Annotated in this window: 10 protein-coding genes; 7 read left to right on the top strand and 3 right to left on the bottom strand. The window is 57.9% G+C overall.

Annotated features, from left to right (window positions below; all coding sequences use genetic code 11):
• The first annotated feature begins 129 nt into the window (after positions 1-129).
• The 4 genes from VGE80_RS21910 to VGE80_RS21895 all read left to right on the top strand — a co-directional run bounded on the left by VGE80_RS21910 (position 130) and on the right by VGE80_RS21895 (position 6,232).
• Complete coding sequence (locus tag VGE80_RS21910) at positions 130-1,353, top strand: ABC transporter permease (protein ID WP_373649087.1); 1,224 nt, start codon at positions 130-132, stop codon at positions 1,351-1,353.
• A 319-nt stretch (positions 1,354-1,672) separates the two neighbouring features.
• Positions 1,673-2,527, top strand: coding sequence for a cyclase family protein (locus VGE80_RS21905; protein WP_440594127.1), 855 nt, complete (start codon positions 1,673-1,675; stop codon positions 2,525-2,527).
• A gap of 38 nt (positions 2,528-2,565) precedes the next feature.
• A complete protein-coding gene (locus VGE80_RS21900) occupies positions 2,566-3,933 on the top strand; it encodes a hypothetical protein (RefSeq protein WP_440594126.1) in 1,368 nt (455 codons plus the stop codon).
• A 292-nt stretch (positions 3,934-4,225) separates the two neighbouring features.
• On the top strand, positions 4,226-6,232 hold the full coding sequence (locus VGE80_RS21895) for a hypothetical protein (RefSeq protein WP_397568625.1): 2,007 nt from the start codon (positions 4,226-4,228) through the stop codon (positions 6,230-6,232).
• 44 nt (positions 6,233-6,276) lie between these two features.
• Here the strand turns inward: VGE80_RS21895 and VGE80_RS21890 are convergent, their stop codons facing one another.
• Both VGE80_RS21890 and VGE80_RS21885 read right to left on the bottom strand, forming a co-directional pair.
• Complete coding sequence (locus VGE80_RS21890) at positions 6,277-6,729, bottom strand: YaiI/YqxD family protein (RefSeq protein ID WP_440594125.1); 453 nt, start codon at positions 6,727-6,729, stop codon at positions 6,277-6,279.
• Between the two features lie 149 nt (positions 6,730-6,878).
• Complete coding sequence (locus tag VGE80_RS21885) at positions 6,879-7,658, bottom strand: SDR family NAD(P)-dependent oxidoreductase (protein WP_440594124.1); 780 nt, start codon at positions 7,656-7,658, stop codon at positions 6,879-6,881.
• A gap of 267 nt (positions 7,659-7,925) precedes the next feature.
• Here VGE80_RS21885 and VGE80_RS21880 point away from each other — a divergent pair, with 267 nt between their 5' ends.
• The 3 genes from VGE80_RS21880 (at position 7,926) to VGE80_RS21870 (ending at position 11,924) form a co-directional block, all read left to right on the top strand.
• Complete coding sequence (locus tag VGE80_RS21880; protein WP_440594123.1) at positions 7,926-8,882, top strand: triphosphoribosyl-dephospho-CoA synthase; 957 nt, start codon at positions 7,926-7,928, stop codon at positions 8,880-8,882.
• On the top strand, positions 8,879-9,382 hold the full coding sequence (locus tag VGE80_RS21875) for a 6-pyruvoyl trahydropterin synthase family protein (RefSeq protein ID WP_373649094.1): 504 nt from the start codon (positions 8,879-8,881) through the stop codon (positions 9,380-9,382). The genes VGE80_RS21880 and VGE80_RS21875 overlap by 4 nt, the downstream gene beginning before the upstream one ends.
• 142 nt (positions 9,383-9,524) lie before the next feature.
• Complete coding sequence (locus VGE80_RS21870; protein WP_440594122.1) at positions 9,525-11,924, top strand: sulfatase-like hydrolase/transferase; 2,400 nt, start codon at positions 9,525-9,527, stop codon at positions 11,922-11,924.
• Positions 11,925-12,127: 203 nt separating this feature from the next.
• Here VGE80_RS21870 and VGE80_RS21865 read toward each other — a convergent pair.
• A partial coding sequence (locus VGE80_RS21865; protein WP_440594121.1) for a HEAT repeat domain-containing protein occupies positions 12,128-13,637 on the bottom strand: 1,510 nt, incomplete at its 5' end.

The following is a 13,637-nucleotide window of genomic DNA, read 5'->3' as shown; positions in this document are numbered from 1 at the left end:
GATTCCGCAGCTTCGACAAGATCTTCCAGACCTTACCAAACGGCACGTCCAATCCGACAGTACACAGATAATCACAGCAACAGCGGGCAATTTTCGACGTTCAACCGAATATGCGATAGGTTCTAATGTATGGCTGCCTGGTATATCACCGCAAAAGATCTGTTTCTGCTCTCGCAGGACCGTCAAGCACTCGTGTTGCTGCTCGTACTGCCGTTGCTGTTTATTTCGATTGTCGGCATGTCAACCGGCCAGTTCCTCACCCGTGACGATAATACCGAACGTTTCCGGATCGCTCTGATCGATCGCAGTCAAAGCGAGACCTCGAAAGAACTGATCAGCAGCCTCGGTCAGCAACCCGAACTGTTGATTACTCCTGTCGACTCGGAAGAAGCGGCCACCGAACTCGCCCGCAGTGGCGATGCAATCATGCTGATGCAGATTGGACCACGGTTTGAGGAACTTGTTGACGAAGTGAGGATGACGGACATCTTCAATCCCAAGATCGGTCTGGCGGTCTCAGGAGTTTCGTCCCTCGACGTGACACTGGACGCAAAAGTATCGGCGGGGGGTGTCGGTAAGCTGCTGGAAGGAGTCGTCACATCACTGATCATCAAGTTCGTCGCTCCGATTGCTGCACGAAAGAATCCCGTGACCCGGGGTTGGGTCCGTACTGACGAAGAAGAAACAACGGAGCTTCAAACTGCGGCAAAGTTGTCCCTGCCGGATCAAACGGAAGAACCCAAGTCCAACGCGGTCTTCCTCTGGGTTGTTCCCGGTTTCACCGTGATGTTCGCATTTTTTCTGGTCAACATCATGGCGCGGTCATTCATGATCGAACGGGATCAGGGAACACTGCGGCGTCTGCTGATGGCCCCCATCGGCACCGCCTCGCTGCTGATCGGCAAAACGATTCCGTTCTACCTGACATCGATTCTGCAATGCGGACTGCTGTTCCTGTGTGGCCGACTCCTCTTCGGCATGCCCTGGGGATCACAGCCGGCTTACCTGATTCCGGTGATCCTCTGTACGTCCGCCGCCGCCGCGTCGCTAGGGCTGCTTCTGGCCACGCTGGTGCAGACGGATCAGCAGATTTCTTCTTATGGAACGACGCTGATTCTGGTACTGAGCAGCGTCAGTGGCTGCTTCTTCCCCAGAGAACTCTTTCCCAAGTTGATGAAGCAGATCAGCCTGATCACGCCGCACGCCTGGTCCCTGAAAGCCTTCGATGCGGTTCTGACCCAACCCGTTGTCGATCCACAACTGGTCGCCACCTGCTGTGGCATGCTGCTGTTCTTCGCTGCGATTTGTTTCACGACGGGCTGGTGGCGTTTCAGATCGACCGCGCAGGGCTGATGGTCCGGCCGGGGCCCTTCCCCTGAAAGGGCCGATCTCTGTCGCTACGAACGTCACAAGGTCCAGAACGAGAGCAGTGTGTACTTCGCACGAGTCAGGTCGATCGCGAACAGATTTCACCACATCTGACCAGCGAGCCTCTTTCCCCTGCGACGTGATGGAACGACCTGATTCGGGCAAAGTTTCCCTCTCCCTTCGCCTCACGCCTCTGGATCGTTACGTTAACATGTCGTGAGTACGATCTCGAAAGTTCACCGTGACAGGCAGAAGAGAAGTCTCGGCGAACGGATGCCTACCATTGTTCGACAGGAATATCCCGATGAGTTCCTTGAGGCAGCGATATTTACCCCTGTTTCTGCGAGCGATGGGATGGTGGTTGATCGCGACAGGGATCACCTCTGCCCAGAACCGGCCGGCCCCCGTCGATTCCGTGCAAGCAGTGACGCTGGGGCAGCTCGCTGCAGGAGAGGCCGAGTTACTCGACCTGACTCATTCGCTGGACGAAAAAAGCCCATTCTGGCCGGGGGATGACTACCAGCCCTTTGAACTGAAAACGATCGCCACCCTGGAGAAGAACGGGGTTTCCTCAAAAGCGTTCAGCATGCCCGAACATTTCGGCACGCACATTGACGCTCCGTGTCACTTCGAGCGAGGGCAATTGACCCTGGATGAAATTGCCAGCGAGGACTTATTCGCCCCCGGGGTCGTGGTGGATATTTCCCTGAAGGGAGAAAGCGACGCCGACTATCGGCTGACGGTTGCAGACCTGACGGACTGGGAAACGATCCATGGCCCCATTCCCCGCCGGGCGATCGTACTGCTGAACACCGGATGGGCGCGCTTCTGGAAGAGCAATGTCCGTTATCGCAATCAGGATGCGCAGGGAAGAATGCACTTCCCCGGCTTTTCTGCGGAAGCAGCAAGCTGGCTCATCAAGGAACGCAACATTCGCGGGATTGGAATCGATACACTGAGCATCGATTATGGTCCGTCCAAAGACTTCACCGTGCATCATCAGATTAATGGTGCCGGTCGTTATGGACTCGAGAATGTTGCGAATCTCGATCAGCTTCCGGCAAGGAACTTTTTCCTGATCGTTGCGCCGATCAAGATTACATCAGGAACAGGAGGCCCCACACGGGTGTTCGCCATTCAGCCTCGCACCAGCAAATAACGTTGCCTCCATCCGCGATCAGAGCTACGGGAGAAATCATGCGTCCAGGATTCCTGCTCACTGTCTGCACCGTCGTGCTCAGCTTCTTCTGCCCTGCCAGCGAAGCTCAGGAACTGCGACTGGTCACATTCCAGTTGGACGTGACACCTCCGATCGGTTCACCGTTGTGCGAAGGCTTCATTCCCCCCGCCTCCAAAATTGATGATCCCCTCTCCGCTCGCGGCATCATCATCCTGGGCGTTGAGCAACCGATTGTCCTGTGTGCGGTCGACTTTGTCGGCATTGGTAATGGCGGGTACGACGCCTGGAAGGAAGCCCTCGCATCCGCGGCAGAGACGATTCCGTCCCGCGTCGCCGTGCATGTCCTGCATCAGCACGATGCCCCTGCGTGCGATCTCAGCGAAGCGGAACTTCTTGCTCCGTACGGCATCGAGAGTAAAGCCTTCGATGTTCCCTTCCTCAGGGATGTACTGAAGCGCCTGAAGCTCACGGTCAAAGCGGCATTGCCTTCCGCTCGCCCCTTCACGCATCTCGGGACAGGTCAGGCCACTGTGGACCGGGTTGCATCCAATCGACGCATTCTTGGTGAAGATGGCAAGGTGAAAATTGTCCGCTACAGCTCCACCGTCGATCCCGAAGCGATCGCGGCTCCCGAGGGGGTCATCGATCCCCAATTGAAACTGCTCAGCTTCTGGAATGGTGATACCCCTCTGGTCTCAATCACCTATTACGCGACGCACCCCCAAAGCCACTACGGCAAAGGTGCGGTCAGTGCCGACTTCGTCGGACTGGCGCGAGCCGTTCGTGACCGGGCCGAACCCAAACTGTTCCACATGCACTTCAACGGAGCCGGCGGGAATCTTGCTGCGGGAAAATATAACAATGGCTCGCAAGAGGCCCGGATCGAACTGACAGAAAGACTTGCCGCCGGAATGGAACAAGCCTGGACCAGTACCACCCGCGTTCCGGTGGCTGCGAACGACATCGAATGGCGTGTCGAACCGGTTACCCTTCCGCTGCGGGAACCGCTGCAAAACCTGACAGCGCTTGAGGACATGCTCAAGAATGATAAAGCCCACCTGCTGGAACGGATTCGCGCTGCGAAAGACCTTGCCTATGCAAAACGCGTTCTGGCCAAACAGACAATCGAATTGAGCTCGCTGCGATTGGGACAGGCGGTCATCCTGAATCTGCCGGGAGAAATCTTCGTCGAATACCAGTTAGCCGCACAGAAAATGCGTCCTGATCGCTTCATTTGCACGGCTGGCTACGGCGACTGTGGCCCCGGCTATATTGGTACCGCGATTGCCTATGCGGAAGGGGGCTACGAGACCAGTTGGGTCTCCCGCACCGCACCCGAATCCGAAGAGATCCTCCTGGCGGCCATCGCCAGGCTGCTGAAATAGGGATCCGAAACAGAGAGATCGAGAGTCCTGTCTCCCCCGCCTCTCGATCACTCGTTGGCAGGAGGCTGAGAAAGCCCGTCATCGCAGCAGAAAACCCTCTTTTGCGCCGATTCTGCCGCAGTTGGGCTCGCTTCGCGGAATCTGGTTCTTTCCGAACTTCAGGGCGGATACGTGATATTGACCTGAAATCTGGAATCTGAGAGAAGCCTGTCCTCCCATTTTCCCATTTCCGTTTTTGTCAGACTTTTGAGTCCGCGCGACCTTTGCGCCAACTCAGCCAAGGATGGCACGCATGTCCCGAGCTGTTCGCTCCGTTGTGTGGTCAGTCGGTCTCGCCCTGAGCGTTGCCGGGGCTGGCTGCGCCCATATGATTGAGAACCGAGCCATCACGACGTTCGCCAAAAATCTCGAGGCACAAAACCTCGAAGGTTTGAAGGTCGCCTCGTCTGATGACTTCAATAAGCGAGCGCTGCGCACTGCGACGGCGTTGGAAGATATTAAGATCTTGCGCATCCCCGATGGCAAGACGTCGATCATGAACGTCGAAAAGGTTTCTGAAACCAAAAAGCGAGTCACCGTCCAGGTGGGCGAAGACAAGAAAGAAGTCTTCTACGAATTGACACTCGATGACTCGGGTAAGTGGGTCATCGATGACATCTACCTCAAGCAGAAGAAAAAAGGAATTGAAGCGTACAAGTCGGTGACCGAGCAGATGGACCTGCTGCTCACCGTACGCGAATTCCTGGATGCCTGGAACCATGGTGACCGCGAGCAGGTTCTCTCCGTCGCCACGCCGAAGCTGCGGACGGCACTCGAAGAACTGCCTCCTCCCTTCCTGGCCCAGGTGACACGTCAGGTCACGTCGAACAAACCAGCCAGTGGAAAATTCCGCCCGTCGGCATCAATGGACGAAAAACTGGCCGTCGTCAGACTTCCCCGGAAATCCGGAGAGACCGTGCTCTCGATGGAGCTGCGGAAAGGAAAATGGCAGGTCGCCGACATCGCCATTTTGTGTAAGGACGAAGAAGAAAAACTTCCCTCCGTGCTGAACCTCGCTCATGCCGTGAATCGGTGTGTCGGATTCCTCGCCGCATACCAGGCGGACGATAAAACCAGGCTGGAAACTCTCTGCGAAAACGACTTCTTCCAGGGAAGCTTGTCGTTCGCCGATCTGTCGCAGGCCCGGCTCCCCGATCCGCACTTGCCCGAACACGAACTTCAGGTCCGGCTGCGTGGTAACCGCGCCGACTTCACACTTCGCAGCGAAGCGGAGTTCATTCAGATCGACATGCAGCGTGAACCCGACATCACCTCGGATGCACTTCCCGCTTACGTTGTCTCTGACGTCACCATCTACGAAGTGGATACCAAGCAGGAAAAACGACTTTCCGCCCTGTTCACCGCTCAGGGGATGCTGGAAGTGTTCGTCGATGCTCTGTCCCATCGTAAACTCGATCAGATCAAGCACTGTTCCACTCGCGACTTCTCCAGCCGTGTCTGGGACAAAATGTCGGAAGCAACCGTCCCGTCGATGCCGCTCGAAGGATTCGATTCGCCTGAAGTTGAATACGTTTCCGCAACCTTCCAGGGAGCGCTCACGAAAATCGAAGTCCGCCAGGGTGGCCGCCCCTACACCTACCTGCTGCGAGACGAACGCGGAAAGTTCCTGGTGGACGACGTGCAGTGGCAGGTCACGGGGGTTCCCGCATCCGTGAAATCAACGCTGGAAATCCTGATTCCGATTCAAGACTTTGCTGCCGGAATCACGCTTGGCCGCAACGCCGAGCAGCAGGAGCAGGCACTGGACTTGATCAGGGGCAACTGCACCAACGACTTCAACCGCATGGTCTGGAGTCAGTCGGACTTTGTGCCGAACTCGGGCATGTCAGCAGACACATTCCTTCAGGCCCCTGTCAAATCGATGGCGTTCGGCGACAAGGAAGTGGTTGTCAACTTTGGGGACCAGAAGTACGGAGCCAAGGTCACGCTGCGGCATGAGTACGATCGCTATATCGTGGACGACATCATGCTGATCGCGGGACCCGAAGAGTCGCAGCGTCTGGCATTGCGGCAAACGCTGCGAACACAACTGGCGAACGGCAAGGCCCGCGGCCCCCAGACGGTCGTACAGGCGAGCTTTTCTCCGAAAGAAGATCCGCAGGTCGAACGTGCTGTGCATCAGACGTCGGAAGAGACGGACGACATCAGTCCCGCCGCAGTCAATCCCCCTCGTGAACTTGAGCCTGAAGACGCCGAACCGCTCGATCCGTTCGCGGACGAATTCCAGCAGGAACCGTGAACGAACGCGACCTGGCGGACTCAGGTTCACGTCCTGTCCGCCGGTTACGCAGGTCGTCGTTTAGCGAGAATGCGGTCGAGCTGATTGGCAAATGCCTGCCGATCATTTCCCCCGAACGGGGCGGGACCGCCTCCTACAACTCCTTCGCCTCGCAGGCCATCCAGCAGGTTGCGCATCGCCAGTCGCTCGCCAATATTCTCTTCCGTATAGAGATGGCCACGCGGGTCCAGAGCGGTTCCCCCTTTCTCGACGACGTACGCCGCGAGCGGGATGTCCGCCGTGATCACCAGATCACCCGGATTCAGTAGTTCGACAATCTGCTGATCCGCAACATTCAGTCCGGCGGGAACCGTCAATTGACTGATGAACTCCGAACGTGGAAGCCTCATTGGTTGATTCGCCACCACCGTCAGCGGAATCCGGATCCGATTCGCCGCACGGAACACAATTTCTTTGATGACTGCAGGGCAGGCATCGCCATCCACCCAGATTCGCATGACAGACCTTTCCAATTCGACCTGACCTATCCTGATGATCTCGCTGGCGGGTCAGGTTCCATTTCCAACCGGGGAGCGTAGATCATCCCCTCTGCGTCTTGCAGGGTGCCCGTTCGGAATTTTGGCCCCGAAACCCCGGCTGCACCCGTTCAGCGCAAGAATCGTCCCCCATTGAGGTCGATCACGCCACCTGTCATGAAGCTCGACGCATCCGACGCCAGGAACAGAACCGCCTGGGCAATTTCACTCGACTGAGAGTTCCGTCCCAGCGGTGTCTGCCGACGATAATCTTCCATCTTCTCTGGCGTCGTGAAGATTTCATGATGACGCGTTTCGACAACACCCGGCATGATGCAATTCGCCCGGACATCCGGAGCCAGCTCTCTCGACAACGTTCGCGTAAAGACCTGTAACGCACCTTTTGCCGCGGCGTATGGACCTGCACCCCCTGATCCCCCCGTCTGCACAGACAGGGAAAGGTTGTTAATAATACTTGCGTGTCCCGCACTCTTTCTCAGGTGCGGTATCGCACGGCGTGTGATCAGGAACGCGGAGTGGACATTGACCTGAAAAGCCTGCATCCAGAGATCGGTCGGACATTGCTCGATGGAAGATCGTGAGAGGGGATTACCGGCATTGTTGAACAGAATGTCTACCCGACTGGTTTGCGCTACGAAGTGATCCACGACGCGATTGGCATCGACTTCCGACGTCAGGTCTCCCTGCAGCAATACACCGCGACCACCGGACTTTTCAATCTGGGCCAGTGTTTCCTGGGCTCCGTTCGCATCCGTGTTGTAATGAATCCCGACCATCGCACCCGCTTGTGCCAGCGTGATGGCGGCAGCCTGGCCGATGCCACCCCCTGCTCCCGTCACCAAGGCAGCTCGGCCAGTCAGGTCAAATTGCGTCTGTTCAAATGAGGACAAGGTTTGGGCAACTTTCAATTTTGCGAAATGATTGGACCTGCGACACCGTTGCGAGCATGATACGACGTCTGCCTCGGCCCGTCCAAACTTGGCGGATGATGACCTGCACTCCCCGAGCGCACCGGACCAGGAAGCTCCATCCCGTCGCGGGGAGTTGGGGTGAGGTTCCTGCGGTGACCGCTACCAGAGACGGCCCACAGGGCTGAGGGAACCGGGGGGGAATGAGGATGGTTTCAGAACATGGACTGATTGGAGCGGGATCACTTCGTGACGCTAGCGGAACAGATTGAGATCGCCTGCCTGATGGAAGCCACCGCCCGGAAGCCGGGCAACGTCCATCCCGCGGCGGCATTCAGCGACCTGACCTACAACGATTTTGTTTGTGCGGCAAAAGCGGTAGCAGCACCGCTCGCCGCCCTGGCCCCCTCTTCTGCAGACACTACTGACGTCGGTCCGGGCGGGAGCGTTCGTACCTCATCCCCCGTTCCTCCTCGTTTGGGAGCAGCAATTTTCAACGCCGTCAGAGCCACGCGCGATGCGACGGGCACGAACGTGAACCTGGGAATCATCCTGCTGCTGGCTCCGCTCGTCGCCGTTCCCCACGACGTCCCACTGGAAGAGGGAATCGGCGCCGTCCTGGACGATACGACTACGGAAGATGCCGGGGAGGTCTACGCGGCGATCCGACTGGCTCTGCCGGGGGGAATGGGCGAAGCCTCGTCCCAGGACATTCGCGAGCAACCCACGGTCACGTTGCGGGAGGCAATGCACCTGGCCGTCGATCGAGACCGCATCGCAGAGCAGTACTGCACCAACTACCGGCTGGTGTTTGCAGCACGCCGAAAGCTGGCTGATCTGTTCTTAACCACGACCGACTGGGAACAGGCCGTCGTCCTGCTGCATGTCTGGATGATGGCCGAATGGCCCGACACGCTGATTGCCCGCAAATGTGGCTGGGACATCGCCCGGGAATCCGCCACGCGAGCCGCTGCCGTTCTGACCACTGCGGTCGGTTCGTCGCTTCCCGACCGGTCGCGGCTGGCAGAACTGGATTGCTGGCTGCGTGCCGATGGGCATCGCCGAAATCCGGGAACGACGGCCGATCTGGTGGCTGCGGCCTTGTTTGCCGCCGTGCGAGATGGTCTGATCCCCTCTCCGACCCGGTCCGCGATCACTGACCGGGCAAACCTGATTCTGACTGCTACTGCCGAGACGACGATATGACAACCGAGCGATATCACGTGCGTGTGACGAAAGACCACCTCGTCTTCAGTGCCGCGCACTTCATCACGTTCAACGGAAACATCTGCGAACGTCTGCATGGACACAACTGGCGAGTCGCCGTCGAAGTTGCCGGGCCACTGGACGAGAACCACTATGTGTTCGACTTTATCGCGCTGAGAGACGCCACACAGAAGCTGGTCAATGAGCTTGACCATCATGTTCTTTTACCGACGCAGCACGAGGCGATCCACGTCACGACCACCGATCGCGAGGTAACCGCGACCTTTGCGGAGCGCCGCTGGGTCTTCCCGCTGGAAGATTGTGTCCTGTTACCCGTCGCCAACACGACGGCCGAACTGATTGGGCACTGGCTGGCACTTCGGTTGAAGGAAGTCTTCCTGAATCACCCGGGAGGCAAGAATCTCGAAACTCTGAGAGTTGAGGTCGAAGAGAACTTCGGACAATGGGCCGTCTGCCAGATGGACCTCACCTCGCACTAGCCTCTCCCGCATTGACCCCGCCCGGTTAGACGGACGGCAACTGCCGCAAGCGCCCCGCAAACCCCCGCAAACCCCCGAAAAGTTGAACCGGGATCGTTCAGACAGACCTGACTCCGCCCCCAAGGACCTCCCTGGATCGACAATGAAGGCAATCGTCGTGCAACCACAACGTCGAATACCGCTCTGGATCACGCTCATCGGGGTCGCTCTTGCTGTGGCAATCGGTTGGTCTGTTTTCTTCTTAGAACCTCGCCAGCCGTGGAACGTGATCGTCATCACGCTCGACACAACCCGTGCCGATCATCTTGGCTGCTATGGTGCGGAAGACGTCCATACGCCGATGATCGATGAACTGGCCAGCCGAGGCGTCCTTTTCGAGCGAGCGTATGCCCCGGCCCCACTCACGCTGACCTCGCATTCCACCATGTTCACCGGGCTTCATCCTCCTGAACATGGCCTGATCACCAACGGAAAGGGCCGATTGCCGGACGAGATCGAGACCTTCGCGGAGGTGCTCTCTCGTGCGGGCTACGCCACTGGGGCCTTCGTTGCGTCATTCGTACTCGACTCGCGTTTCGGCCTCAATCAGGGGTTTGAAACCTATGACGATGACCTGAGTGGTACCGTACGTCCGCATGACGTTCTGCACCGTGAGCGAAGTGGCTCTGTTGTCGTCGATGCGGCACTCAAGTGGCTGACGAGCCACAAGCAGGAAAAATTTCACTGCTGGATCCACTTGTATGACCCACACTTCCCCTATCAGCCCCATGAAGTCCTGTTCGGCGACAAGTTCCAGGAACGACTCTACGATGGCGAAATTGGGTTCGTCGATCGACAGATTGCCAGGATCACGAAATTCCTGCGAGAGGAAAAACTGACTGACAACACCTGCATTGTGATCGTCGGTGACCACGGTGAAGGATTGAACGAACATCAGGAACCTACGCACGGCTATCTGCTGTATCGCTCCACGCTGCAGGTCCCGCTGATCATCGTCCCGCCCCCGTCGTCCCCATTCCCCGCCTCCCCCCCGCCTCCCGTTCGCGTCGCACAGCCGGTCCCGCTGGTGGATCTGATGCCGACGATGCTCGATCTGTTACGACTTCCCATCCCTAAACCGCTCAGCGGCCAGAGTCTGGCGGGCCTGTGGCGTGGGGAACCGATCAGTCCCCGAGACTGCTTTTCGATGACCGACGAGCCCTTCCTGGATAATGGCTGGGCTCCCCTGCGCAGTCTGACGACAAGCGAATGGAAGTACATCCGATCTCCCAAAGCAGAACTCTACAGGATCTCGGATGACCCGGACGAACTGACAAACCTGGCCGAGTCGCAGCCTGACATCGTGAATGATCTTGAACAGCGGCTGATGGCAATCGAAGACAGACTGCGAATACGCGAAGTGAACCCCGCCGAGCTTTCTGCGAAGGAACGGAAGACCCTGGCGAGCCTGGGCTATACCGGCGGCCTTTCCGGACGCACCTCCCACGGCCCCCCGTCAGAGATCGACGTGAAAGACATGTTGCCATTCTACAACCAGCTCTCCGAGGCGATTGAGTTGTTAGAACATGGTGACCTGAAAGCGGCCGAAACGTCACTTCGGCAGATCGTTGAGACGAACCCTCGTTACCTGAAAGCAATGGGAAACCTGGGTATCTGTCTGGCGCAGCAGCAGAAGTGGGATGATGCGATCGAATGCTATCAGAATGTGCTGAAGATCGACCCTGATGACTTCAGTGCCCTGATGAATCTGGCGGCGGCCGACGCTGTTCACGGCCGAATTGATGAGGCCATCTCGAACTACCATCGGGCTCAGACAGCCGACCCCAAATCCCCGGCGCCCCCCTTTCACCTGGCCCAGCTCGCAGTCGAGAACGGAGGCTGGCCGCAGGCACTCGAACTGTTTGCCAAAGCGGTCAAACTTGACCCCGAATTTGACGAAGCCCATCGTGCGTGGGGCGATCTGCTGGTGGAACTGGGAGACCATGATGGAGCGGCCAAACATTACGATGCGGCCCTGGCGATCAATCCCGAATCGCTGACGGCCATCGTGAATCGAGGGATTCTGGATGCTCGCCGGGGTGAGACCGAAGCGGCCGAGCAGCAATTCCGCCGAGCTCTCGAATTGGCCCCCGACAACCTGCTCTGCCGACGAAACCTGGGACTGATTCATCAGCAGCGGGGACGAATGGCCGACGCCATCAACGAGTTCGAGCAGTCACTGAAGCTGGCACCTGACCATATTCCTACGCTGCTGTCGCTCGGCTGGATCCGAGCTTCGCACCCCGACCCGCAATGGAGAAATGCGGCCGAGGGACTCAAACTGGCAGAACAGGCATGCGCGGGTTCCCAGCGTCAATCCGCCGATTCCCTGGACCTGCTGGCTGCCGCTTACGCAGAATCGGAACGATTCGATGAAGCGGTCTCGGCAGCGACAGAAGCGTTAGAGAAAATTCCGCCTCAGCAACCAAGTCTGGGGGACGAGTTGAAAAGACGCCGGGAACTCTACCGCCAGAAGAAACCCTACCGCCAACCCGCTCCATGAAGGAATCGGGATGACGCCAATACCTGCCCCGCAGCAAAGAGTCGGGAACGAACGAGGGAGGGAGAGAAAATCAGATCCCCGCCAGAGGACGGTCGCGTTGGACGATGTCGTTGTTTACTGGACAGAAGCGATCTGACTCTCACCATTCGGTGAGAGTCAGATCCCAGGCAAGCCCGCTCGTACTTCAATCGCGCGGAAATCAACTACTTCGAGGCGTTGAGGTAGGCCAACAAGTCCGCCATCGCCGCGACATCGAGTTGCTTCTCCAGACCTTCCGGCATAAACGAAAGTCCCGTACTGACAATCTCTTCAATATCGACCCGCAGAATTGTCTCGGTGGTGTTATCCGATTTTCTGAGTGTCAGGCTGTTTGCCGTCTCGGCTGCGATCATACCGGTGACCGTACGTCCGCTTTCCAAAGCCACGACATACGTAAAGAACTGCGGCTTAACTTCGCGGTTCGGATCGAGAATATTCAGCATCACCGCCGCCATGCCCCGGTCTTTGATCGCATTCAGATCCGCCCCGATCGACTCGCCAACCCCCTCCAGCTTGTGGCAGGCCGCGCAAGTCTTGCGGAACAGAGCGCGGCCTCGTTCGACGTCGCCCGCTTTTTCCAGTGATGACTGATAGGCGGCTACGACATCCGCACGGCGGTCGATCGTCGCCCCGGCGAACAGCTTTTCAGCTCGCTCACGAATTTTCGCATCCTGATGCTTCTTGAGCAGAGCGATCCGAGCGGGGTCGAGTTCCGCGGTCGCAATCCGGTTCTCACTGACGGCGTCCAGAAATTGTCCAATCCATTGAGGTCGTGAGAAGAGCGTCTCGACCGACGTGGCACGCAGCGGTGGGGTCTGAGATTTCCAGACATCGATTATCATGGCTGCGACGTTATCACTGTCATACCGTGAAAGCGTCTCCAGTGCAGCCGCCTGAATCGGCTGCGGCTCGCGAGGTGTAATCAAATTGGCAAGCGTGGCCTGAACGCGATCAAAGGGCATCACCCCCAGTGTTCGGATTGCGTTGACCCGTGCATCCGTCGACTGAGATTCGTTCTGAGCGGTCGCCTCAGCCTCGTCCGCCATGGTGGCCAGGATGGAGTGAACTTTTCCACCCGCAGTTCCATCAAGTAGCTCTCCCAGCGAGGAGTGCTTGTTGACCACATTTCGCACAAGTTCAACCGCGAGAGAATGATCTGCCGGAGATTCGGATAACGAATTCAATTCTTTCAGGAACTGCGTCAGTTCGGCCTTGGAGTTGGCGGCCCCCATCTGCTCGGCGAGGATTCCCAGCAGCTTTCGAATCTGTAGTTCCTGCCGGGTCTGAGGATTCTTCAGCAACTGCGTGAAGAACTCGCCCCGACGATCCCCCACGGAACTGAGGATTGCGAGCTGCATCCACGGGTCTGCACCATCCTTGAGTGCCAGTTGACTCAGGGCTGTCGTCGCGGCCTGAGCGGGAAATGCCCCAAGTGTGAAGGCCGCCTGGTAACGAACGCTCAGTTCATTGTCCTGGGCAACCGCGACCACCGCTTCGGCGACATCGGGTCGATCAACGAACGATTCAGCCAGCCTGAGAGCGTGCTGCCGTGCACGAGGGTCGTCTGACCGCAGTTCAGAAATGACAAGCGACGGCTCCAGAGCCGACAATCCCTGCAGCGAGTACAGCGCCATAATCCGTGAGAGGGGTGAGGCAGACGACTTTGCCATGGCG

The organism is Schlesneria sp. (assembly GCF_036405755.1).
In the GTDB taxonomy this organism is placed as follows: Bacteria; Planctomycetota; Planctomycetia; order Planctomycetales; family Planctomycetaceae; genus Schlesneria; species Schlesneria sphaerica.
Note: the sequence above shows the minus strand (reverse complement) of the source record. Positions and strands in the feature narration are given on the sequence as shown.

What these genes read in the sequence shown, in the direction of transcription:
- VGE80_RS21910 (WP_373649087.1), top strand. Translation starts at nt 130, where the DNA reads ATGGCTGCCTGGTATATCACCGCAAAAGATCTGTTTCTGCTCTCGCAG.
- VGE80_RS21905 (WP_440594127.1), top strand. Translation starts at nt 1,673, where the DNA reads ATGAGTTCCTTGAGGCAGCGATATTTACCCCTGTTTCTGCGAGCGATG.
- VGE80_RS21890 (WP_440594125.1), bottom strand. Translation starts at nt 6,729, where the DNA reads ATGCGAATCTGGGTGGATGGCGATGCCTGCCCTGCAGTCATCAAAGAA.
- VGE80_RS21870 (WP_440594122.1), top strand. Translation starts at nt 9,525, where the DNA reads ATGAAGGCAATCGTCGTGCAACCACAACGTCGAATACCGCTCTGGATC.
- VGE80_RS21900 (WP_440594126.1), top strand. Translation starts at nt 2,566, where the DNA reads ATGCGTCCAGGATTCCTGCTCACTGTCTGCACCGTCGTGCTCAGCTTC.
- VGE80_RS21895 (WP_397568625.1), top strand. Translation starts at nt 4,226, where the DNA reads ATGTCCCGAGCTGTTCGCTCCGTTGTGTGGTCAGTCGGTCTCGCCCTG.
- VGE80_RS21875 (WP_373649094.1), top strand. Translation starts at nt 8,879, where the DNA reads ATGACAACCGAGCGATATCACGTGCGTGTGACGAAAGACCACCTCGTC.